At 55.3% G+C, this 21,538-nt stretch carries 20 protein-coding genes; 16 read left to right on the top strand and 4 right to left on the bottom strand.

The genetic code is table 11. The annotated features are described in order from the left end of the window. Nucleotides 1-2: 2 nt before the first annotated feature. Nucleotides 3-1,655 (bottom strand): AMP-binding protein, encoded by a 1,653-nt coding sequence (locus tag BLT50_RS06890; RefSeq protein WP_090027973.1) that lies wholly within the window; start codon nt 1,653-1,655, stop codon nt 3-5. A 70-nt stretch (nt 1,656-1,725) separates the two neighbouring features. Continuing rightward, nucleotides 1,726-3,669, bottom strand: a complete 1,944-nt coding sequence (locus tag BLT50_RS06885; protein ID WP_090027892.1) for a flavin-containing monooxygenase — start codon at nt 3,667-3,669, stop codon at nt 1,726-1,728. Between the two features lie 179 nt (nt 3,670-3,848). Between BLT50_RS06885 and BLT50_RS06880 the strand changes: the two genes are divergently transcribed. The 5 genes from BLT50_RS06880 to BLT50_RS06860 are packed head-to-tail and all read left to right on the top strand — an operon-like array spanning nt 3,849 to nt 8,836. Continuing rightward, nucleotides 3,849-5,084 carry a serine hydrolase domain-containing protein gene (locus BLT50_RS06880; protein ID WP_090027891.1) on the top strand — a complete coding sequence of 412 codons (1,236 nt, stop codon included), beginning with the start codon at nt 3,849-3,851 and terminating at the stop codon, nt 5,082-5,084. Between the two features lie 34 nt (nt 5,085-5,118). Next, nucleotides 5,119-6,264 (top strand): C4-dicarboxylate TRAP transporter substrate-binding protein, encoded by a 1,146-nt coding sequence (locus BLT50_RS06875; RefSeq protein ID WP_090027890.1) that lies wholly within the window; start codon nt 5,119-5,121, stop codon nt 6,262-6,264. A 22-nt stretch (nt 6,265-6,286) separates the two neighbouring features. Further along, the gene (locus BLT50_RS06870) at nt 6,287-6,826 is read left to right on the top strand and encodes a TRAP transporter small permease (protein ID WP_342706692.1); all 540 of its coding nucleotides are present in this window, start codon (nt 6,287-6,289) and stop codon (nt 6,824-6,826) included. Next, the gene (locus tag BLT50_RS06865; protein ID WP_090027889.1) at nt 6,823-8,130 is read left to right on the top strand and encodes a TRAP transporter large permease; all 1,308 of its coding nucleotides are present in this window, start codon (nt 6,823-6,825) and stop codon (nt 8,128-8,130) included. The genes BLT50_RS06870 and BLT50_RS06865 overlap by 4 nt, the downstream gene beginning before the upstream one ends. Nucleotides 8,131-8,155: 25 nt before the next feature. Then, the gene (locus tag BLT50_RS06860) at nt 8,156-8,836 is read left to right on the top strand and encodes a TetR/AcrR family transcriptional regulator (protein WP_090027888.1); all 681 of its coding nucleotides are present in this window, start codon (nt 8,156-8,158) and stop codon (nt 8,834-8,836) included. A gap of 246 nt (nt 8,837-9,082) precedes the next feature. Here the strand turns inward: BLT50_RS06860 and BLT50_RS06855 are convergent, their stop codons facing one another. Further along, nucleotides 9,083-9,451 (bottom strand): nuclear transport factor 2 family protein, encoded by a 369-nt coding sequence (locus BLT50_RS06855; RefSeq protein WP_090027887.1) that lies wholly within the window; start codon nt 9,449-9,451, stop codon nt 9,083-9,085. Between the two features lie 835 nt (nt 9,452-10,286). On the opposite strand from BLT50_RS06855, the gene BLT50_RS06850 reads away from it, so the two are divergent. The 9 genes from BLT50_RS06850 to BLT50_RS06815 all read left to right on the top strand — a co-directional run bounded on the left by BLT50_RS06850 (nt 10,287) and on the right by BLT50_RS06815 (nt 17,091). Continuing rightward, nucleotides 10,287-10,631 carry a hypothetical protein gene (locus BLT50_RS06850; RefSeq protein WP_090027886.1) on the top strand — a complete coding sequence of 115 codons (345 nt, stop codon included), beginning with the start codon at nt 10,287-10,289 and terminating at the stop codon, nt 10,629-10,631. A 99-nt stretch (nt 10,632-10,730) separates the two neighbouring features. Next, nucleotides 10,731-11,423 carry a HupE/UreJ family protein gene (locus BLT50_RS06845; protein WP_090027885.1) on the top strand — a complete coding sequence of 231 codons (693 nt, stop codon included), beginning with the start codon at nt 10,731-10,733 and terminating at the stop codon, nt 11,421-11,423. A gap of 11 nt (nt 11,424-11,434) precedes the next feature. Next, complete coding sequence (locus tag BLT50_RS06840) at nt 11,435-12,049, top strand: transmembrane anchor protein (RefSeq protein WP_090027884.1); 615 nt, start codon at nt 11,435-11,437, stop codon at nt 12,047-12,049. A 285-nt stretch (nt 12,050-12,334) separates the two neighbouring features. Continuing rightward, nucleotides 12,335-12,637 carry a hypothetical protein gene (locus BLT50_RS06835; protein WP_139170481.1) on the top strand — a complete coding sequence of 101 codons (303 nt, stop codon included), beginning with the start codon at nt 12,335-12,337 and terminating at the stop codon, nt 12,635-12,637. Nucleotides 12,638-13,040: 403 nt separating this feature from the next. Further along, the gene (locus BLT50_RS06830; RefSeq protein ID WP_175491417.1) at nt 13,041-14,813 is read left to right on the top strand and encodes a serine hydrolase; all 1,773 of its coding nucleotides are present in this window, start codon (nt 13,041-13,043) and stop codon (nt 14,811-14,813) included. 66 nt (nt 14,814-14,879) lie between these two features. Then, entirely contained in the window at nt 14,880-15,413 is a 534-nt protein-coding gene (locus BLT50_RS06825) for a site-specific integrase (RefSeq protein WP_090027881.1), read from the top strand. 146 nt (nt 15,414-15,559) lie between these two features. Next, a complete protein-coding gene (locus tag BLT50_RS19240) occupies nt 15,560-15,709 on the top strand; it encodes a hypothetical protein (RefSeq protein ID WP_175491416.1) in 150 nt (49 codons plus the stop codon). Between the two features lie 19 nt (nt 15,710-15,728). Next, a complete protein-coding gene (locus tag BLT50_RS06820) occupies nt 15,729-16,703 on the top strand; it encodes a response regulator (protein WP_175491415.1) in 975 nt (324 codons plus the stop codon). Further along, nucleotides 16,693-17,091 carry a response regulator gene (locus BLT50_RS06815; protein ID WP_175491414.1) on the top strand — a complete coding sequence of 133 codons (399 nt, stop codon included), beginning with the start codon at nt 16,693-16,695 and terminating at the stop codon, nt 17,089-17,091. The genes BLT50_RS06820 and BLT50_RS06815 overlap by 11 nt, the downstream gene beginning before the upstream one ends. 124 nt (nt 17,092-17,215) lie before the next feature. On the opposite strand, the gene BLT50_RS06810 is transcribed toward BLT50_RS06815, so the two are convergent. Continuing rightward, nucleotides 17,216-17,671 carry an Lrp/AsnC family transcriptional regulator gene (locus BLT50_RS06810; protein WP_090027878.1) on the bottom strand — a complete coding sequence of 152 codons (456 nt, stop codon included), beginning with the start codon at nt 17,669-17,671 and terminating at the stop codon, nt 17,216-17,218. A 110-nt stretch (nt 17,672-17,781) separates the two neighbouring features. On the opposite strand from BLT50_RS06810, the gene BLT50_RS06805 reads away from it, so the two are divergent. Further along, entirely contained in the window at nt 17,782-18,984 is a 1,203-nt protein-coding gene (locus BLT50_RS06805) for a methionine gamma-lyase (RefSeq protein ID WP_090027877.1), read from the top strand. A gap of 16 nt (nt 18,985-19,000) precedes the next feature. Beyond that, nucleotides 19,001-21,367 (top strand): hypothetical protein, encoded by a 2,367-nt coding sequence (locus tag BLT50_RS06800; RefSeq protein ID WP_090027876.1) that lies wholly within the window; start codon nt 19,001-19,003, stop codon nt 21,365-21,367. Nucleotides 21,368-21,538: the final 171 nt, after the last annotated feature.

Genomic DNA, 21,538 nt, shown 5'->3' with positions numbered 1-21,538 from the left:
GGTCAGCTGGCTTTTGTAAACCTCTCACCCTTGACCTTGATGCCTGCTTCTTCACGATCCCATGTATCTTGGGTAACGCCTTCGGCTCGCAGTTCGTGCTTCAGCACTTTTGCGCTTGGGGTTTTCGGCAAATCCGGCAAAACGCGAATGTATCGGGGTATCATAAAATACGCCATTCTCTCGCGCAGGAACTCAATCAATTCGGCTGGATTGATTTCGTTTCCTTCAACGGGGGCCACGCAAACAAGAACGTCGTCTTCACCGAGTTCCGATGGCACGGCAACTGCGGCCGCCTCACGAACTGCAGGGTGAGCACAGACCTCAGCTTCAACTTCAAAGGAAGAAATGTTTTCGCCACGTCTGCGAATTGCGTCTTTCATCCTGTCTACAAAGAAGAAGTTGCCATCAGCATCCTGGGTAAAAGCGTCGCCGGTATGGAACCAGCCATTGCGCCAGGCCTTTGCAGTTGCCTCAGGGTTCTTATGGTAGCCGCTGTTCATACCCCAAGGACGATCCGTGCGAACAAGCATTTCGCCGACTGCCCCAAGGGGCACCTCACAATCGTTTTCATCCACGAGGCGAACTTCAACACCGTCCCGAGCCTTGCCACATGTCCCTCGCACTTTCGGGTTTGGCTCCGAGACGATTGGAGTGGAAATCTCCGTCATGTTGAAAATGGTGTAGACATCCACACCAAACCTCTTTGAGAAGCTTTCCGCGTTCGACGCCAGAGGAACCATGAGAACCAATCGAAGCGGGTTGTCCTTGTCGTCATCCTTTTCAGGGAGTTTCTCCAGGAATGTCGCCATGACGCCGAGCAGGAATGCTACCGTTACTTCCGTGTTCCGAACAGAGTCCCAGTAGGTTGTGGTGTCGAACCGCTCAACCATAGCAAAAGACGCCCCTCTGGCGAGCATGCAGAACATCGGCCCCATTCCCCCAATGTGAAACATCGGGCTGTTGATAAGATACCGATCTTCTGATGTGACGAATGGCCAGCTTTCGGGCCCGGCGTTCGTGAAAAGGTGAAGGTAAGAGGACAGCACGCCTTTTGACGGACCGGTCGTGCCGGACGTGAAAATAATCGACATCGGGTCCCAAGGCTCGATCGGTCGCGCGAGAGGGGCGAGTTCGCCGTTCTCCGGGAGCAGCGCTGTCTCATAGGTCACCGAAGGTAGCACGGTTGACGCTGGTTTACCGCCAACAACGATCAGCTTCTCGAGATTGTGCGTGTCGATGCCTTCGAGGCGATCGACCAAGCTTGCGTGGACGAAAGCGACTTTGGCGTCCGAAATGTTGATCACATGCGAAAGCAGGCTGCCTTTATAGGCAGTGTTGATCGGGACGTAGACCGCACCAATGTAGTTCAGAGCAAAAAAGACGAGCACTTGTTCGCGGCTATTTGGTGCGAAAACCAGCACATGATCGCCTTGCGAAACTCCTTGGCTTTGAAGGCCGATGGAGGTCCTCAGAATTTTTTCTCTGAAGGCTGCATAGGTCCATTCTTCGCCATTGTCGTCGAACTTCACCAGAACCTTATCTGGCTGTTCGTTTGCCAACCGATCTATCAGGTATCGCGTAACCACTTTGTCCCGCGATGGGACGCGCGGATCTTGAGTTTCAGGCCTTTCTGGGCTCGCGGCGACTTTGAACATAGTTTCCTCCCTATATCGTTTTAACTGGCTTTCCCTGTCAGCCAGCGCCATGGCGATCACTGGATCGGCATTAGGCGATTTCGCTCTTTTCAACGGTGGTGGTGAGTAAGCGGTATTCTTTGAGGTCTGCCTTGCGGGTCATGCGCCAAAAATCATCGTTCCTCCAAGGCGTTATCGCCACGACACGCCCCTTGGAGTTCCGATACCAGTTGTCCATGCCGGGGTGTGTCCAAACCATTTTTTCGTGCGCAGCGTCGACCTTCTCGTTGTATTGGTCGTGCACATCCTGTCGCACTTCGATAGCCAAGGCGTCTTTTTCGAGCATTTGTTCGATGATGCTCATCACGTAGTCCATCTGGTTCTCGATGTTGGAGATAATACTACCGCCATGTCCAAGACCGACATTCGGGCCAAGAAGGGTGAACATGTTCGGGAATCCGGGAACAGTCGTTCCAAGATAAGCTCGCGCATCATCACCGTTCCAGATTTCCGCAACAGGAATGCCGGCGCTTCCGACTACTTCCATGGACGAAAGAACTGAAGTTGCCTTGAAGCCTGTCGCTAGGATCAAAATGTCCGCTTGATGAGTCGAGCCGTCAGAGGCCGTCAGCGTCGAACCGTCGACTTGCGACAGCCGTTCCGTGACCAATGTTACGTTGTCCCTGGCGACGGTGCGATACCAGCCGTTATCCAGAAGCATCCGTTTCCCGAAGGGTGGATAGTCTGGCAGGACCTTCTCCAAAAGATCCTGGCGGTCGCCTAATTCAGCTTTGACATACTCGGTGAACTGTCTGCGGTGAGAGTCGTTAGTTGCGTTCAGAGAGTGCTCGGGATCGGGCCAACTCGGGTCTCTTTGCAGAGCCGGGTGAATCCTGTCGTTGAATGTCCATGCCAGCCGCTGCCGATACCATGCTTGATACAACGGAACGGTCTTCAACAGGTAGCGCACGGGGTCGGGCACTTCCTTTCTGAATTGTGGGAAAGGCGCGGCCCACTGCTTTGACCTTGCGAAAACAGTCAGATGCGCGACGTCGTCAACAATTGCAGGAACGATCTGCATGGCAGTCGCACCATTGCCGACGATCGCAACCTTTTTCCCCGCCATGTCCAAATCTTCTGGCCAGTAAGCGGTGTGGAAAGCGGGGCCGTCAAAGGTTGCCAGTCCATCGATCTTCGGGACAAGCGGCGTGTTCAGAATTCCAACGCCGCTGATCAAGATGTTGGCTTCAAGAGTCTCGCGACCATTCGGTCCATGAGTTTCGACATGCCATTGCTTTTTTTCCTTATCCCAAGTTGCGCGCTCGACCTTGGTCTCGAACATCGTTTGGCGTGGAATGTTGAAGTCTTCGGCCACCCTCCTGAAATAGTCAAAAAGCTCATCGCGGAGCGCGAAGTAATGCTCCCAGTCGTTTGGAGCAAATGAGAATGAGTAGAGGTGATTGGGAGTATCTACTCCGCAGCCTGGGTATTGATTCTCAAACCAAGTCCCTCCGACTGAAGGGTTCTTTTCAATAATTGTGTAAGGAATCCCTGCCGCTTGAAAGCGGACAGCAGCGCAGATTCCAGATACCCCAGCACCAACGATTATGGCCTTGAAGCCTTGAGGGATTTTTATCGGCTTCAACTCGCGAGCATATGGTTCAAGACCGAGGCCGGCAGCGATATTCTCGCCGTAGTCTTCAGGGACAGGTTCATCCATTGCAGTTTCAAGCATCTGAACCAAGAGCTTCGGATCTGGCTTTGCGATCGCAAGTGGTTTGCCTTCTGACCACTCCAAAATTGCTCGCAGAGCGGCCCCACGAATCTCGTCCTGTATGGTCACTGGGAGGCTGCCAGTATCATTGTCTTCGAGGCCCCGCGCACGACGCGGTTTGTAGGGCTCTTGCAGCCAACCCAAGTCGCCGGTCATCTGCACAAGAAGCATAAGCAGCGTGGGAATATTAGCTATTTCAACGGCTTCCGCGAGGAGTTCTTGATCAATCGCTACCGGTTTGGCCTCAGTTTTTGAGTCCATGTCTTCCTCTCTTTCGCCTTCTTTGAGTGCCCTGGAACCTTTGCTTCACAGCCCTTGACCAGGTGCGACATTATGTCTAGCGTAACTAAAACGATCATTTAAGTCGATAGGTTTAGACAAGCGATTAAACCTGTCAACCCGTGATCGAAAGCGACCATCGAAGGCCGCCATGGGAGGATATGCGCGTGGAAACTGCGCTTGATACAAGCCGCGTTGAGGGCGGAATAGGAGGCTATTGTGCCCCCGGGTTCGAACTGGTCGCAGACGTCTTCAAAAGGAATTTCGAGGAGCGCGGCGAGCTCGGTGCGTCGGTATCTGTTGAGGTCGGCGGGCAGCGAGTTGTGGATCTCTGGGGTGGTCGACAGACGCCGGGTGGACCGTCATGGTCCTCCGATACGATACACATACTTTTTTCCTGCACGAAGGCAGCAACGGCGCTCGTGCTGCATATTCTGGAAAATGACGGCCTTCTTGATCTGGATTCGCCCCTAAGCGCTTTGTGGCCAGAGCTCCTTGCGGCTGGTGATCGCGCCACGGTCAGGATGATACTTGACCACAGTATCGGGCTGCCTGCCGTAACCGTGCCTGCCCCATCGAACGCGCTGATCGATCCTGATTGGATGCGGAAAGCGCTCGAGCAGCAAGAACCATTTTGGGAACCTGGATCGAGGGTGGGTTACCACGCTTTGACTTTTGGTTTTCTGGCAAGCGAAGTCGTGCGCCGAGTGACCGGAGCGTCGCTGGGGCAGGTTTTCAAAGAGCGTGTGGCCAAGGCCCTTGGCATCGACTTTCATATTGGGCTTTCGGAAGAACATGAGCCTCGCGTGGCTCCAATAGAGGTTTGGCGGCCTGGTTCAAATGACTCCGAGACGGCCTTTATGAAAGCCGCAAAGCAAAAGGGAACGATAGCGAACTTATTCGTTTTCAATTCCGGCGATTGGGCTGTTCGTGGCCTGAATACACGGTCCGGTCGCGTGGCCGAAATTGGTGCAGCAAACGGAATTGGCAATGCAAGGGCTCTTGCCAGACTGTTTGGAGCACTCGCAAACGGCGGCGATGAACTGGGGCTGAACCCGTCGAAAGTCGCGTCGTTTTCGGTGGCGTCGAGCGCCACGAACAGGGACGCAACTCTTCAGATACCAACTCGGTTCGGACCGGGTTTTATGCTCGGAATGGACAACCGTCATGAGAACCGTGGTGGCGAAAGCCTAATCATTGGAAGGAATGCCTTCGGCCACGTTGGAGCGGGAGGTTCCGTGGGCTTCGCAGATCCCGAGGCACAACTCGGTTTCGCCTACACGATGAACAGGCAAGGACCGGGCCTACTACTCAATTCGCGGGGGCAGTCGCTGGTCGACGCGACCTACCGTACACTCGGGTATCGCAGCACATCATCCGGATTCTGGATGAATTAAACCGGCGATTTTCGCCAAACTCAGGGAGGAAGAAATGAAACTGAATAACTTGTTTTCCGCAATTGGCGGTGCAGCCCTACTTTCGGCGGTTGCGACTTCAGGGACAGCACGAGAACTAACTTTCGCGATTGGGCATCCGCCGGGAAGTTACTTGATCGCTGGTGGCGAAGCTTTCTCAGAAGTTTTGGCAGAGGAAACGAATGGCGAACTGACCGCAAAGGTTTTTCCGATGTCGCTTCTAAGCATGGCTGAGACTTCTGCTGGCCTGCGCGAGGGCTTGGCGGATATCGGCGCAGTTATGTCGACATACTTTGCGGCCGAATATCCGCACACGAACATGATCCTCGATGCGTCGATGTTGCTCAACACTATGGGTGACGAGGCGAAGTCAGTTGCAGGGCTGGCATATTCTGCTGCGATGGCTGAGTTCATTCTGACCAAGTGTCCAGAATGCAATCAGGAGTTCGCAGCTCAAAACCAAGTTTATACAGGCGCGGCAGGAACGCCAGGATACGCGCTTAACTGCACCAAGCCCGTTGTGACTATGGAAGACCTGCAAGGAGCAAGGCTGCGGATAGGCGGGGCAAACTGGGCGCGTTGGTCGAATGCCGTAGGGGCAACACCAGTAACAATGTCCGGCAATGAAATGCTTGAGGCGCTGGCACAAGGCGTTCTGGACTGCATTATTCTTTCTGTTCCTGATGTGCAGAACTTTGGAATGGGCGAGTCCGTCAAGCACATTACCCTAGGGGCACCTGGCGGTGTCTACGTCGCATCATTGTCCAATATGAACCGAAATACTTGGATGGAGCTTTCTGCGACCGAAAGAACAGCGGTCATGAAAGCAGCTGCCAAGGCCGCTGCGGTAAGCTCTTGGGCTTACCAATCGGGACACGAGGCTGTGCTCGAGAAAGTCAAAGCTGCCGGTGTTGAAGTGCACGAGGCGGATGCCGCCGTGCAAGAAAAGACGGCAGAATTTGTCGAGGTTGACAAGGAAGCGCTGATTTCTCTCTATGCCGAGAAGGGCGTGAGCCGAGGGTCGGAAATGATCGCAGAGTTTTCCAATATTCTCGAGAAATGGGTTAACTTGACGCAAAATGTTTCGGATGCAGATGCGCTTTCCGAGCTCTACTGGGATGAACTGTATTCCAAGATCGACGTAGAAGCGCACGGTAGCTGAGTTCTGCAGGGCAGAGCAGGTGATGCTCTGCCCTGTGTTCTTTCAAGAAATGGGGAAGCCAATGGAAAGGTTCGATCGCATTGTCGGTTGGCTAGTCTGGTCATCTGCGTTGATCGGAGGGTTCGGGGTAGCCAGCATGATGGCGCATGTCACGTTGGACGTTGTCTTCCGCTATGCACTGAACAGACCGCTCCCGGGAACCTTAACCATGGTGACCTACTACTACATGATCCTTGTGGCTTTTGTGCCGTTGGGGTTTGTCGAAAGACAGCGTGCGCACATTTCGGTCGAAGTCTTTACTGCCTTAATGCCCCCGAGAATCGCCAAAGTGCTCGGCGTCATCACATCGATCTTGACCATGGCAGTGATGATATTGCTCGCTTGGCGTGGAGCAGACGCTGCTTTGAAGGCTATGCGGCTTGGCGCTGCCCAAGTTCAAGGTGACAGCGAAATACTTGTTTGGCCGGCATACTTTGCAATCCCGCTTGGTGCTGGGCTTATGACTTTTGTCCTTTTCTGGCGTCTTCTGCGTTGGGTAGCCGGTCAGGAGCAACTTTCATGAGTGGAATTGAGATAGGGCTTGTCGCACTCGCTGCACTCTTCATTCTCATTGCTATCCGGATGCCTATCGGACCTGCGCTGATTGGTGTTTCATTCTGCGGCCTGTGGGCCTTGATGGGATGGCGTGTCGCCTGGGGTTCTTTGGGCGTTATTCCGTATCAATTCTCGGCAAGCTGGATACTGTCTTCAGTCCCAATGTTCTTGCTGCTTGGGTTCATAGCTTTCCATACAGGTCTGACACAGGGTTTGTTCAAAGCCGCCCGTCTTTGGCTATCTGCATTGCCTGGAGGGCTCGCGATCGCAGCGGTCTTCGGAGCTTCGGGTTTTGCGGCAGTCTCTGGATCTTCAGTTGCATGTTCGGCGACCATGGGGCGCATCGCCATTCCTGAAATGCTCAAGGCGAAATACCATCCCGAGCTTGCAACGGGCACACTCGCCGCAGCGGGAACGATCGGCGCGCTGATACCTCCCTCAATCATTCTAATTCTCTACGGGATTGTTGCCCAAGAGCCTGTTGGGGGACTGTTTTTGGGGGGGATTGCGGCAGGCCTCCTGACGGCGTTGGGGTATATCCTCGTGATCTTGCTGCGTGTCTGGAGAAACCCGGAACTAGCACCGTCAATCACAGAGCCTGTTACATCGCGTGAAAGGCTGCAGGCGCTGGGAGAAACCTGGCCGGTTATCCTTCTCGCAATGGGTATCTTCGGTGGGCTCTTTTCCGGTGTTTTCACCCCCACTGAGGCTGGAGCTATTGGCGCGGCATTGGCGACACTCATCGCCGCATTCAAGCGCACACTAACATGGCAAGCATTCTTCAACGCGATCACTGAAACAGTTCAAACGACAGCAGCCCTCATTGTAATCGGAATTGGGGCAAGTCTGCTGACGCGCTTTCTTGCACTCTCGGGAACTGGCGACTTTCTAACAGACGCAATTCTCGGGCTTGAAGCAGGCCCGACCACGATCATCCTGGGCGTTATCTTGCTCTATCTTCTACTCGGCATGTTTCTCGAGCCAATTGGTGCGATGTTGCTGACGCTCCCGATTGTTCTGCCGCTGGTCGATGGTGCTGGCTTTAGTCTTCTCTGGTTTGGGATCATCCTTACAAAGCTTCTCGAAATAGGAATGATCACGCCGCCGATCGGTATGAACGTTTTTGTTATCAAGGGCGTAGTTGGGCAGCTTGTCTCAACCTCGGCGATTTTCCGAGGGATATTTTGGTTTCTACTAATGGATTTCGTTGTGGTTTTTGTGCTCGTGGTCTGGCCCGAGATCATTCTTTTTCTTCCGACTGCAGTCGGATAAAAACAACGAAAGCAAGGAAAGACGCATGTGTCCAACAAGCGCTGCGGCGAAAGAACCTAACACCCGGGACGAGTTGACCCGCGACAAGATCAAAGCTGCGGCGCAACGTCTGTTCGCTACTCACGGAATAGACGGCGTATCGGTTAGAGACATAGTAAAAGCAGCAGGCGCAAAAAACGGAGCCTCGCTTCACTACTACTTCGGGTCCAAGGATGGGTTGATCTCAGAGCTGGTTGCCGATGGAGCTCGACGCAGTGAAGGAGGTCGGCAACGCGCACTGCAAGAGCTGGATGCCAATGGTGGACCTAAGAGCGCCTCTGATATCGTTCGCCTACTTGTCGAAGTCGAGATCGGCAAACATCGCGAAGCCGACGAGGCTGACCCAATTGGTTTGGGCCACATGCGCTTTATTGTTGCTCTGCAAATCAATCACCGGCGCATCATGCAGAGCGTTCTCGATGGAGAGCAGAACACTGCATATCTAAAATGCCTGGCGCACCTGCGTAGGTTCATGCCAGAGCTTCCGGCCGAAGTCGTAAACCAGAGACTGATATTTATGTATATCATGTTGACGACGACGCTTGCTGCTCGAGAAGCAGCTTTTGAAAATGATCCCACTGGTGGAAAGCTCTGGTCATCGCCGCATGCACTAGAGAATCTAATTGCTTCGATCACGGGTATCTTGGAAGCGCCATACCCCGCTTAAAGGCTCCTAAACCCTTTGTGTGGCGGTTCTGGAGTGCCGCTGGCCGCAAACGTCATTCGCCACGACCGCTTCGAGCACGACACTGTTTCTTGCCAAGTGGCTGACGCTTGCCTTCCTGATCGAGAGCCAGATGAACGGACATTCGTGCGACCCATAGAACCCGGCAAGGTGGGCTGGGAGCGAGTATTCGATGCGACCACAAAATCCCAACAGCATGTGAGCGAATGGCGAAGATTCTGGGCTGCGCTAGGACTGCACGTAGAAAGACTTTCCGACAATCACCCATCGTTCGTCGTCGTCAATCATCGAGAGGTGGTCAATGAACCACAAGCCCGCGTAGCGACCAGCGACACAGACCGTGGCGATATCCCCGTCGAGTCTTACAGAGGCGACACGACATTCTTCATGACCGTGCTGACCGACAAGGCTTTCAGTTTCTTCGATGAAGCTTTCCAGGTCTTGCCAAAGAAAATGTCCCTCGTAATGCCCGACTATAGCGGCCCGGTGATCGAACAGGTTGCGCAAGGATTCAGCATCACCGGCAACCATAGCCCGGTAGTAGCGTTCTGCGGTTTTCGTGGCCGCAAGACACGGGTCGGAACTGCTGTTCACCATAGCTATACCTCCCTTCACAAAGGTCTCATGAAGCGCCGAGCATGTCGATAAAGATCATTTGGACGGCTGCCTATTGGGACGGCTTAGGCCATTACGACATGCGGGCTGCGTCCGCTGACCGCACGCCGGCGCTGATATCGCATTTCGGCGAGTGATCAGATTTCCGCCCGATAATTCAGCAAACGCTACTCATATCGACTAGTCTGCTGGCAAACGAGAGCTTTGCAGTCGCAGGCTGCAGAAAAGTCACCCGGTTTTCTTGTGGCATTTCTCCACGTCCCTAGATGCGCAGTATCGGTCGCTGGCACGTTCGTTGAGTTTGATCATTTCTTCGCTAGCTGCCCGACGGTTTTCAAAGTTAGGGGCCATCCTCCTCCCGGCTCCCTAGCCATACTACGGCCGGCTTGCTGCTTTCCTTCCTGGCAAGCCGGCCTTTTTCAAGAAGCACTTCGATAGCTTAACTCCTGAAGTGGCGTCTCTCTGGCGTTGTGAAAACGCATATGCGAACACTTCAAGCTCAGGGAAAATCATAATCCGCGTGTCGGGGGTTCAAGTCCCTCCTCCGCTACCATTTCTTCCTTGCACAAATCCGCGTGGCTTCTGGCTTAGAGCGGCCTTAGAAGCAGCTATTATTGCGCCTTTGCCCAAGCCTCTGTTCGCTGTGATTGGATGTAACGCCTGCCAAGCGGGTGGAGCGCGCGTTCGCCTCTGTCAGCCAAACGTCTGCTTCAAGCAGAAAGGCATTATTGTCGGGCTTTGGTTTTTGCCGTAAAAAGCGAAAATCCGAGAAAAGGGGCCGAGACGCACGAGAACGGACAGTATGACACGGGCAATCATGGGATACATGAAAGGGCTGCTGATCCTCGCTCTGGCGGTTGGTACGCTCCTGTCTGCGAACTCTCGTTCGGTCACCCATGACTTCACCGAACTGGCGAAGATCGTCGCCGAGCATCATGCCGAGGTCGAAGAGCATGGTCATGCTCATGAAGACATCGTCGATCTAATGCACGCCCATCATGGCCACAGCCATGAGGTCGCGGACCACGACCACAACATCGCGTTTCTTCCGCCCCGTGAACCTGCGGAGTCTGTTATGCCGACCAGCACAGGCTGGACGCTGGTAAACAGTGTCATGCCTGACAGGCGGGACTACGGGCTGGATCGTCCGCCACGTGTATGAGGTCGCGCCCTAGGGCGCTGTCACCCCACACACTCATTTAGCGGAATATCCAAAATGACACGCACTCGATCTTATCGGTTGGGTAAGCAGCCGCATCCGATGCGACAGCTCCTGACCGTTCTCACCCCCGTCGCACTGACGCTCATGGCCTTTGCGACCTCGGCTTATGCCCATGACGTTACACCCGGTGACGCGGGCTATATCCAGGAAATCTGGGGGGTTCACATCATCCCCTTCATCTACCTAGGCGCAAAGCACATGATAACGGGGTACGACCACATCCTGTTCCTGCTGGGCGTAGTCTTCTTCCTCTATCACATGAAAGACGTGGCGATTTACGTCAGCCTGTTTGCGCTTGGTCACTCGGTCACCATGCTCTTGGGGGTTTGGTTCGGCTGGGGGATCAACGCTTATATCATCGATGCCATCATCGGCCTGTCGGTTGTCTACAAGGCTCTCGACAATCTCGGGGCCTTCAAGAAATGGCTGGGTTTCCAGCCCAATACGAAGTGGGCAACGCTGATATTCGGCCTCTTCCACGGGACCGGCCTTGCCACGAAGATCCTCGAATACGAGATCGCGGAAGACGGGCTTCTGGCCAATCTTCTGTCGTTCAATGTGGGCGTCGAGGTGGGGCAACTCCTCGCGTTGTTCGTCATCCTCATCGTCATGGGATACTGGCGCCGCAGCCCGAATTTCATGCAACAGGCCACCTACGCCAACTGGGTCATGGTCGTCCTCGGTATCATGCTGACCTACGTTCAGGTCGCAGGATACATGGCCAGCACATAAGGAGTTGAGACATGCATAATGCACCGAAACCGAAGCTCGAAGACCTGCCGACCAAAGCGCAACTTCGTCGGTCGTCCATAATCGCAGGCATCGGCGCCATGGCCATTGGCATCATGGTCTATATGCCCGCGGAACTTGGACATGACCCTACCGGCGTTGGCAGCATACTTGGCCTGACCGAGATGGGTGAGATCAAGCAACAGCTTGCCGCCGAGGCCGCCGCTGACGAAGAGATGCACGGCGGCGATGAGTCCTCCTCGCTGATGGACGATATCCTCGGCCTGTTCGTCGGCGCAGCATACGCGCAAGAGGCATGGCAGGACGAGATCAACTTCACGCTCGCGCCAGGTGAATACATCGAGATCAAGGCGACGATGGAGGAGGGCGCGACCCTGCTCTATGCGTGGACGTCCACCGGGGGTCGGGTCAACTTCGATCTTCACGCGCACGCGGGCGATCAGAACGTGACTTACGAAAAGGGTCGCGGTCAGACCGAGGGAGAAGGCAGCTTCGAGACACCGTTCGCAGGTGATCACGGCTGGTTCTGGCGCAACCGGGACGATGAAGCCGTAACAGTCACGCTGCAATTGCGTGGCGACTATAGCGAGATCGTTCGTAGCCAATGACATAGAAACCCGGCCACCTGCGTCGCGATTTGCGGGTGGCCGAACCCCACTGGCGTTAACGAAGCCGACATTCATTGCGGTTCAGAAAATCGGTGGAACGGGCTTTAACTAGCCATTCGCTGCTTAACGATCGAAGGTCCGCTATAGCCCAAGGCTACCTCTTGGCCATAAAGGCTAAAATATTGATTTGGAAAAATATTCTGTATCGAAATTGATACCGAATACTTTCTTGAATGCGCGCATTCCTCCCGCCATTTGTTTTACCAGCGGAACGCGGAGGACACGATGCAGTCAGAACAAAGAGATATTGGGGATATTGTCCACGAACGCTGGTTGGATTTCACTCAAACACTGGGTGAGGATGGTGTCTTCGAGGATGATATTATCGCCTCGATGCGCTTTATGGCCGAGATCTGCAACACGCATTTTGGCGATCAAGCCACAGCAAAGGGATTTACGCAGATTGTCCGTGGCGCCTTCCCTTACCGCAAAGAGGCCGAGAACTGGGAACAGATACTGGATCAGGAATTCGGCTGCATCTTCTCGGACTCAGCAATTGGGCAGGCGAGTTCAAAGGCTCTGTATTGAGAGTGCGAGCACGATGCAAAGAAGCGCAACGTATATCGTGCCGGGATATTGCCATAGCAAAGCTACGAAAGATCTCATTATTTCTGGCCTTTTCAGTGCTTCTACGAACACCTCTAAGAAGAACTTAGGGAAGGCTGTTGACCGGCTTGCGGCATTTTTCTGGCAGCTTGATTTTCGACAGACTTTTGGCCCGAACGTGTCCTTTCAAAAATCTTGAATGGTGCATCACGGTGCTCTTGCCATAGAGCCGGCGCCTTCCCCCGTGGCTGCCGCATGGGCCATGGCAAAGCGGCTCGAGCCAGCAATGCACGCCTCTACGGACATCGATCTAGAATAGGATCAAGGCCCCCATCTGCGGATACCGAAATCAATGCGATCTCATGTCTGTCTATTCCAGATTCTTGTGGCGAAAATCATGTTGGTCTGGCGGTATCTGCTTTCAGTGTGGGGTAGGCAAACACCCGCGCGCGATGCGGGCATGCTCATTTTTGATCGCCAATGTCGGTTTGACATGCCTCAATGCCTGGATCCTGCGATCGCCTATACATCGATGATGTCCTCGTTCAATCTCGTCGGCCCAACGCGCAAAAACGATCTAACCGATATGCTGCGAATACTTGCCACATTCTTTTGCCTGATGATCGCGTCAGTTGGTCAGGCCAACAATCAACCGGTCGAGACGCCCTTGCATATGGCGGCACTTCTCGGCGACCTGTCAGCGGTCGAGAAGCATATCGAAGCAGGAACTGACCTGGATCAGCGCGACGACTTCGGATCAACGCCTTTGATCATAGCCGCAGTTTTTGGAAAGGTTGAGGTGGTGGCGGCTTTGCTGGCCGCAGGTGCCGACCCGACCATTCGAGATGACCAGGGCTCAAACCCGTTGCACATCGCGGCTTTTCTCGGACGTGTGGGGGTTGTCGAAGCGTTGCTTGATGCCGGGGCGGACCGGTATGCCCGAAGCGCCAGTGGCGCGATGGCCTATGACTATGCCGCGGCGCCCTTGACCGAAGAAAACGTGATCTTCGATCAGCTTCGCGCCGGATTGGGACCGTTGGGGTTTTGGCTGGATGATGCCGAGGCGGCCGCTGCCAAGCCGGCTATCGCGCAAATGCTGCGGCCCGCTGCCGGCGATCTTCGGGATATCGACTTCACGCCGGTGAAACGCGACGATTTCGAGGTCTCGACGCCTGAGGCAGAGGGGCTCGACCCTGTGCTCGTTGCCGAGCTGTATCGCGATGCGCAGGCGCTGCCGAGGCTCTACAGCGTCCTGGTTATCAAGAACGGCAAGCTGGTGGCCGAGAAATATTTCAACGATGGCGCGATCGACTCGCCCACGTTGATCCAGTCGGCGGCAAAATCCATCTTTTCGGCCTTCGTCGGGTTGGCCCATCGTGAAGGCTGCCTGCCCGATCTGGACGCGAGGGTCATGGATTTCTTCCCCGACATTGCCGATCAGGTTTCTGACCGCCGTAAGTCCGAGATAACGATCCGGCAGTTGTTGCAGATGCGCAGCGGATTTCCGTGGGAAGAAACCGATCCGAAGTTTTGGCAACTGCTGCTTGAGGGCGATCACCTGGCCCCATTGCGGGAGCTGCCGCTGGTGGCCGATCCGGGGACGGCGTTCAATTACTCCAACTTCTCGACAGATCTGCTGGGCGTCATCGTTTCAAGAGCCTGTTCAGTGGACCTGTCGGAGTTCGCCTCCGAACAATTCCTGCGGCCACTGAATATCCAGTTCGGCGATTGGATACGCGGCAAAGACTACCATTATCCAATCATTCACCTGACACCGAGGACTGCGGCCAGGATTGCCCAACTCTACCTTGAGCGCGGCACCTTCGAGGGCAAGCAAGTGCTGCCTAAGGATTGGGTGGCAAGCTCTCTTGCCGATTACTCGGACGACGCTTGGGTGACGACCGAACGGCTCGACCATGCCGGGCGCTATCTTGGGGACCTCGGCTATGGCTACCAATGGTGGCAAGCTTCCGTCGGTGGCCGTCGGATAAATTTCGCCTGGGGTCATGGCGGGCAGTTCTATGGGCTGGTCCATGATCTGAACATGGTTGTGATCGTCACGGCTTACCCCGCCTGGCAGGAGCATGGCAGCGAGAATTGGACGCACGAACGGGCGCATCTGAACCTTGCCGGAAAGTTCATCTCGTTGCTGCCATAGAAGTTCAGAAGAAAGGATGCGCGCCAGGGCCGCTGAGGGGCTCACAGGGCGCGTTTTGGGCGGCTCTTGCTGCATACGCGCAAAAGCTTCAGTGCGCCCCTGGCGGGCCCCCTGACCTGGCATTGCGTCGATTTCGAAGCACGCCTTATCCACATCAACAAACGCGCGGATCGGTTTAACGAGATCGGCAAGCCCAAGAGCCGCACGGGGCGGCGCAGCATCCCGATGGCGCCAATGGTTCATGACACGCTGCAGGCCTGGCGCGAGGACTGTCCCAAAGGCGAACTGGACCTTGTCTTCCCGAACGGCACGCGCAACGTCGAGGACCACTCGAACATCCATAACCGGGTTCTCGTGCCTTTGCTGCTTGAGAACGGGATCGTGGACGAAGAGGGAAAGCCGAAGTTCAGCTTCCATGCTCTGCGCCACGCTGCGGCGTCTCTGTTCATCGAGCAGAACTGGCCGCCCAAGAAGATCCAGGCCCTGATGGGGCATTCCTCGATCAACATGACGATGGATGTTTACGGCCATCTCTTCGAGAGCCCGGAAGAAGACGTCGCTCTGTTTGCCAAGCTTGAGGAAGACCTGCTGGCCGCGTGAGGTTTCTTGCCATGAACCATCAGCACATAGGAATTGTGTGGTTCGGCAAATCAAGCCTTTGGCTGGCGCCTATGCCTGTTCTTCCGCCAACTCTGAATTAGAGGCTTTTTGCTTGCTTCGGATGCGGTGTCATCCACCGGCTACCAATGCTCAACTCGATCGACTTGAATATCAGCCAGAGCCAAGCTTTTTCCGCACCTGCTTCACAAAAAAGCCCCAAACAACTCGAAATCCTCAAAAATGTGGGCGGGGTCATTACGGCAATTCAAGTTTGGGCGCAAAGCGCGCGCACTTGATCAGAATGGCGGAGAAAAAATGAAGACCTTGGTCGTTGATGACAATTCCCTGTTTCGAGAACTCGTTGGCAGCATGCTTGCTGCACTTGGATACAGTGATGTTAGCTTCGCGGTCAGTGCTGAGGATGCACTCGCACAAATTGACAGAGAAGAACGACCCTTCGATTGCTTTCTTCTCGACATCCAAATGCCGGGAATGGACGGGATCGAACTTTGCCGGCTTATCCGCAAACGGGAGATCTACCGGCACACACCCGTCATGATGCTTACTGGGATGACCGAAAAGCATTATATCGACCGGGCTTTTGATGCAGGTGCAAACGACTACATAACCAAGCCATTCGCGCGGCTTGAGGTAAAAGCGCGGATGCGCAACATCGAAGTGCTTTTGTCCGAACGCAAAAGTAGTGTTGAAGGATCTTCGAAGCTGTCGGCGGTCGCAAGGAATGTTGCTACTGCGGTTAGGTTTGAAGACGCGGTCCTTCTGCATGACGCACCGTGGATTTTACCGTTTTCCAGCATGGAGAATTACCTGTTGCGGCTGGGAAACATGCGTTTGATCAATACCGTTGCCTACGGCGTTCACATTGAGAATGCGCGCGAAATTCATGCTCAGGTCAGTGGCTATGAGTTCGTCGACATTTTGACAGATGTGTCGCGGTCAATTCGTGATGCATTCGGTTCTTTGCCGAGTTTTGTAACCTACGCTGGCTACGGCGATTTTTGTGTTCTTGTGCGGAAGTCGGAATACGTTGACAGACCATTGACACAATTTCAGATCAACTCTTCGTTGCAACGCAATGCCAAGGTAGCGGAAGGGCAACCCCGTGTTCGGCTGGGTGTGGCGAACACGGGAAGTTTGTTGCCCCTAAGAGACCCGACCGAATTGCTTCATGGGGCGATCACGAAAGCACGTCGCGGTATTTACCGTGAGTTTGAAGGGTTCAGGCCCTGGCAAACGAAATTCCAGAACTCAAAATGCTATGCGGGATAAACTCGAAACGGTCATGTTCGTTGAGGATGACCCGGACATGTTCCCGCTAATCGAATTGTCTTTGTCCCAGTTGGGTGGGCTTAAGGCATTCGGCTTCATGTCCGGAGCCGAAGCGATAGAGGCAGCCGCTGAGATCAACCCACAGTTCATACTCCTCGATGTGATGATGCCAGTAATGGATGGCCCAACAACTCTTGCAAAACTGCGTGAAATTAGAGGGTTTGAGGGAAAGCCTGCAGCCTTTCTTACCGCGAAAGTGAACCCAGCAGACGTGGAATATCTCCGTTCGCTTGATGTTGTGAAAGTCTTTTCAAAACCCTTCGATCCTGTTTCACTACCGAAGGAAATTCGTAGGCTCTGGGCGGAATTCCACCAAGGCGGCTACTGACTTTGAGCTACTCCGGCATAGTGGCCAGATTTGACTTGTTGCGAATGGCTGGCCACCGGTCGATCCAGACAATGCTTTGCAGCCTAATCCTTTATGCAAGAATCCGAACTGGTGATTATGGTGGCTACCTGATTGGGAAAACCATGGTGTCCTTCACTGTGCCATAGGCAAAGCTCGTATCGATCGAGCCTATCCCACCAACGCGGTGCAGGCGGACCCGGATGAACTCTTCATAGGCGTCAAGCGACTCGACCACGACACGAAGCTGGTAGTCGGTCTGACCCGTCATGACATGACATTCCAGAACCTCTTCCATGCGTGCGACTTCCCGCTCGAACGTCTGGACGGTGGTTTCGTCATGGCGCTCAAGCCTAATTCGAACGAAGGCAGTGATGGCCAGGCCGTAGGCTTTCGGATCGACCCGGGCGGAATAGCCAAGGATGACGCCTGCCTTCTCTAGGTTGCGTAGCCGGCGCAGGCAGGGCGAAGGCGAAAGGTTCACCGCTTCGGCCAGGTCCTGGTTCGACATACGCCCCTCGCGTTGCAAGGTGCGTATGATCTGGCGGTCTTTCTCGTCCATTTCGGGGCCCGTAGTGGCAGAATCTGCCAAGTTAGTCCTCCATATTGGTAAAGAACGCAAGTTCAGGAAAGATTGGCTGTTCTAAATTGCCTCAAAAGAGGAGATTTTTCATGCCCAAGACCCCTGGTTTCGCCACGCGCGCCATCCATCTCGGTTACGATCCAATGGATCACGATGGGGCGCTGACACCGCCCTTGCACCTGACTTCGACCTTTGCATTCGAGACCGCGGAGGCTGGGGGTGAGGTTTTTTCCGGTGAGCGGGAGGGGCATGTCTATTCGCGTATCTCCAACCCTACGCTGGATCTTCTGGAGCGCCGTATCGCTTCTCTGGAAGGCGCCGAGGCCGGTCTCGCGCTGGCGTCGGGAATGGGGGCGATCACGTCCGTTCTCTGGACGCTGCTGTCGCCCGGAGATGAGGTTATCGTCGACAAGACGCTTTATGGCTGCACCTTTGCTTTCATGCACCATGGCTTACGCAAGTTCGGGATCACCATCACCCATGTCGACCTGACCGATCCGGCCAACCTTTCGGCGGCCATGAGTGATAGAACCCGAGTTGTCTTTTTCGAAACGCCCGCCAACCCTAATATGCGCCTCGTGGACATCGAGGCCGTTGCGACCATCGCGCATGCCGGGAATGCGATTGTCGTGGTCGACAACACCTACGCCACCCCATACTTGACCCGGCCGATAGCGCTCGGTGCCGACCTCGTTGTCCATTCGGCGACCAAGTATCTGGGTGGACATGGTGACCTCGTGGCAGGTGTTGTGGTTGGTCGTGCCGAGGTTATCTCGGAAATCAGGCTCGTTGGCATGAAGGACATGACCGGTTCGGTCATGGCGCCCTTCAACGCGATGTTGCTCCTGCGTGGCCTGAAAACACTTGCGTTGCGGATGGAAAGGCACTGTGCATCTGCCCGGATCGTCGCAGAATGGCTCGAAGGCCACCCGCAGGTCGCGGCGGTTCACTATCCTGGTCTGGAGAGCTTCGGTCAGCACGCCCTGGCAAAACGACAGATGGCTTTGCCAGGCGCGATGATCGCTTTCGAATTGAAGGGAGGGCTGGAGGACGGACGGCGCATGATGAACGGGTTGCGACTGATCGCGCGCGCTGTGTCATTGGGTGACGCCGAAACCTTGATACAGCATCCTGCATCGATGACGCATTCCACCTATACTCCCGAAGAGCGGGCTGAACATGGGATATCGGACGGGTTGATCCGTTTGTCGGTCGGGCTTGAGGACGTGTCCGACATCCTAGACGATCTGGACGGTGCGCTTTCGCCCGCGCGAACATTGCGCCGTGCATAATTCTGGAGACGAACCAATGCTGGCCAACGGAAAGCACCTCAAAACCATCGAGCAACGGCTTCTCTGGCTGTCGCATTGGATGATCCACAATGCCAACCACATTCGGCCCAAGGTTGATGGGATCAAGATCGGAGGGCATCAGGCGTCGTCTGCCTCGATGGTGTCGATCATGACGGCACTTTATTTTTCGGCGCTTAGGCCCGAAGACCGGGTGGCTGTCAAACCCCATGCGTCGCCGATTTTTCACGCGATGCAATACCTGATGGGCAATCTCGACCGTCCGCGGATGGAGGCGTTTCGCGGCCTCGGTGGTGTGCAAAGTTACCCCAGCCGCACGAAGGACGTGGATGATGTAGACTTTTCCACGGGCTCGGTTGGTCTGGGCGTGGCGATTACGTCCTTTGCCTCTTTGGTTCAGGATTACGTCGCGGCGAAACCCTGGGGTTCTGACCTGCCACTTGGGCGGATGGTGGCCCTAGTGGGTGACGCGGAGCTGGATGAAGGCAACATCTATGAGGCACTGCAGGAGGGCTGGAAAAACGACCTCCGAAATTGCTGGTGGATCATCGACTACAACCGCCAGTCTCTCGACGGAATTGTGCGCGAGGGTCTGTTCGGGCGTGTCGAAAAGATATTCGACGCCTTCGGCTGGGATGTCGTTCGGGTCAAATACGGGGCACTGCAACGTGCGGCATTCGAAGAACCCGGGGGCGAAAGGCTGCGTGATTGGATCGATCACTGCCCGAACGCGGAATACGCGGCTCTTACCTACATGGGAGGTGCGGTCTGGCGCAAACGCCTGATGGACGACTTGGGCGATCAAGGGGACGTCACCGCACTGATCGAGCGTCGCTCGGATGCTGAGCTTGCCGCATTGATGGAAAATCTCGGAGGCAACTGCGTCGAGACGATGGCCGAAGTCTTCGCAAGCATCGATCACGACCGTCCGACGTGCTTCCTTGCCTATACGATCAAGGGCTGGGGGACGCCGATCGCCGGCCACAAGGACAACCACGGCGGGCTGATGACAAAGGCCCAGATGGCGGAATGGCAAAAGCACATGAGTGTGCCGGAAGGCATGGAATGGGAGCCATTCGCCGCGGTTGAAGATGTCGAAGGGCTGCGCGCTTTCCTGGACGAGGCGCCATTCTTTGCAAAGGGTCGCCGACGCTATTCTGACGACCGGTTGGCCGCGCCGTCGATTTCAATCGCTACTGATCGTGAGATTTCGACACAGGCAGCTTTCGGAAAGATCCTCGATGATCTGGCCAAAGGCGACAGCACGCTGGCAGAACGGATCGTGACCACCTCCCCGGATGTCACGGGCACCACCTCTTTGGGCCCCTGGGTGAACCGGCGCAAGCTCTTCTCCCGGTCCGAAATGGCGGATGCCTTTATCGAACACCGGATTCCCTCGACCGCGAAGTGGGAGTTTACGCCGGAGGGCCAGCATATCGAACTCGGCATTGCGGAGATGAACCTGTTTCTGTTGCTGGGGGCCGCCGGGCTTTCGCACAGTCTTTTTGGCAAGCGGTTGATACCGATCGGAACGGTATATGACCCATTCGTGCATCGCGGGCTCGATGCGTTGAATTATGCTTGCTACCAGGATGCCCGGTTCATGATTTTGGGAACGCCGTCGGGCGTGACACTGGCGCCCGAGGGAGGTGCGCATCAATCCATTGGCACGCCTCTGACAGGAATGGCGCAGGATGGGCTGGCGAGTTTTGAACCCGCCTTTGCCGACGAACTGGCCGTGATCATGGAGTGGGCTTTCGACTATCTCCAGCGTGATGGCGAGGGCGATCCGGACGAAAGGACTTGGCTCAGGGACGAAACCGGCGGCTCGGTCTATCTGCGTTTGACGACCAAGCCGCTGGAGCAGCCTGGCAAGCGGGCCGATGATGCGTTTCGGCAAGGGGCGATCGACGGCGCCTACTGGTTGCGCCCGCCTGGACCGAACTGTGAGGTGGTGATTGCCTATCAAGGCGCTGTCGCTGACGAGGCGATTGCCGCTGCCGGCCGTATAGGTGGCGCGCGTCGGGATGTGGGTGTTCTGGCGGTGACGTCGGCTGACCGGCTGAATGCGGGTTGGACTGCGGCTCAGCGTGAACGGGCTCGTGGCAATCCGGCTGCGGTCAGCCATATCGAACGGTTGCTGAACCCGCTTCCACCCCATTGCACGATGGTCACTGTCATAGATGGACATCCGGCAACCCTTGGCTGGCTTGGGTCGGTTGCGGGTCATCGCACGATATCCCATGGCGTCGAACATTTCGGCCAGACAGGAACGATCGGCGATCTCTATCGGCATTTCGGAATAGACGAGAACGCGATCGTTGCGTCGGTAAACGAATTGACCAGTGGTCTACGAAGCCGCTGAGTTCAGTCGATAAGGATTCGTTTGTAAAGTTAAGCTGGTTTTCCGTTGGGGCTACATGTCGTTGTGCGGGAGCATGCAATAGGACGAGCGCCGCCTTCAGAGCCGAGCGTGTCGCAATCCTGCCTGCGCGGGCTATTGCAACAGGCTATCGTGGTAAAGCGGCCAGTCGAA

It is taken from the genome of Lutimaribacter saemankumensis (assembly GCF_900100005.1).
GTDB classification, from domain to species: domain Bacteria; phylum Pseudomonadota; class Alphaproteobacteria; order Rhodobacterales; family Rhodobacteraceae; genus Lutimaribacter; species Lutimaribacter saemankumensis.
Note: the sequence above shows the minus strand (reverse complement) of the source record. Positions and strands in the feature narration are given on the sequence as shown.

What these genes read in the sequence shown, in the direction of transcription:
- BLT50_RS06850 (WP_090027886.1), top strand. Translation starts at nt 10,287, where the DNA reads ATGGGATACATGAAAGGGCTGCTGATCCTCGCTCTGGCGGTTGGTACG.
- BLT50_RS06800 (WP_090027876.1), top strand. Translation starts at nt 19,001, where the DNA reads ATGCTGGCCAACGGAAAGCACCTCAAAACCATCGAGCAACGGCTTCTC.
- BLT50_RS06870 (WP_342706692.1), top strand. Translation starts at nt 6,287, where the DNA reads ATGCTCTGCCCTGTGTTCTTTCAAGAAATGGGGAAGCCAATGGAAAGG.
- BLT50_RS19240 (WP_175491416.1), top strand. Translation starts at nt 15,560, where the DNA reads ATGCTCAACTCGATCGACTTGAATATCAGCCAGAGCCAAGCTTTTTCC.
- BLT50_RS06840 (WP_090027884.1), top strand. Translation starts at nt 11,435, where the DNA reads ATGCATAATGCACCGAAACCGAAGCTCGAAGACCTGCCGACCAAAGCG.
- BLT50_RS06815 (WP_175491414.1), top strand. Translation starts at nt 16,693, where the DNA reads ATGCGGGATAAACTCGAAACGGTCATGTTCGTTGAGGATGACCCGGAC.
- BLT50_RS06885 (WP_090027892.1), bottom strand. Translation starts at nt 3,669, where the DNA reads ATGGACTCAAAAACTGAGGCCAAACCGGTAGCGATTGATCAAGAACTC.
- BLT50_RS06820 (WP_175491415.1), top strand. Translation starts at nt 15,729, where the DNA reads ATGAAGACCTTGGTCGTTGATGACAATTCCCTGTTTCGAGAACTCGTT.
- BLT50_RS06875 (WP_090027890.1), top strand. Translation starts at nt 5,119, where the DNA reads ATGAAACTGAATAACTTGTTTTCCGCAATTGGCGGTGCAGCCCTACTT.
- BLT50_RS06860 (WP_090027888.1), top strand. Translation starts at nt 8,156, where the DNA reads ATGTGTCCAACAAGCGCTGCGGCGAAAGAACCTAACACCCGGGACGAG.
- BLT50_RS06835 (WP_139170481.1), top strand. Translation starts at nt 12,335, where the DNA reads ATGCAGTCAGAACAAAGAGATATTGGGGATATTGTCCACGAACGCTGG.
- BLT50_RS06805 (WP_090027877.1), top strand. Translation starts at nt 17,782, where the DNA reads ATGCCCAAGACCCCTGGTTTCGCCACGCGCGCCATCCATCTCGGTTAC.
- BLT50_RS06890 (WP_090027973.1), bottom strand. Translation starts at nt 1,655, where the DNA reads ATGTTCAAAGTCGCCGCGAGCCCAGAAAGGCCTGAAACTCAAGATCCG.
- BLT50_RS06845 (WP_090027885.1), top strand. Translation starts at nt 10,731, where the DNA reads ATGCGACAGCTCCTGACCGTTCTCACCCCCGTCGCACTGACGCTCATG.
- BLT50_RS06810 (WP_090027878.1), bottom strand. Translation starts at nt 17,671, where the DNA reads ATGGACGAGAAAGACCGCCAGATCATACGCACCTTGCAACGCGAGGGG.
- BLT50_RS06865 (WP_090027889.1), top strand. Translation starts at nt 6,823, where the DNA reads ATGAGTGGAATTGAGATAGGGCTTGTCGCACTCGCTGCACTCTTCATT.
- BLT50_RS06880 (WP_090027891.1), top strand. Translation starts at nt 3,849, where the DNA reads ATGCGCGTGGAAACTGCGCTTGATACAAGCCGCGTTGAGGGCGGAATA.
- BLT50_RS06855 (WP_090027887.1), bottom strand. Translation starts at nt 9,451, where the DNA reads ATGGTGAACAGCAGTTCCGACCCGTGTCTTGCGGCCACGAAAACCGCA.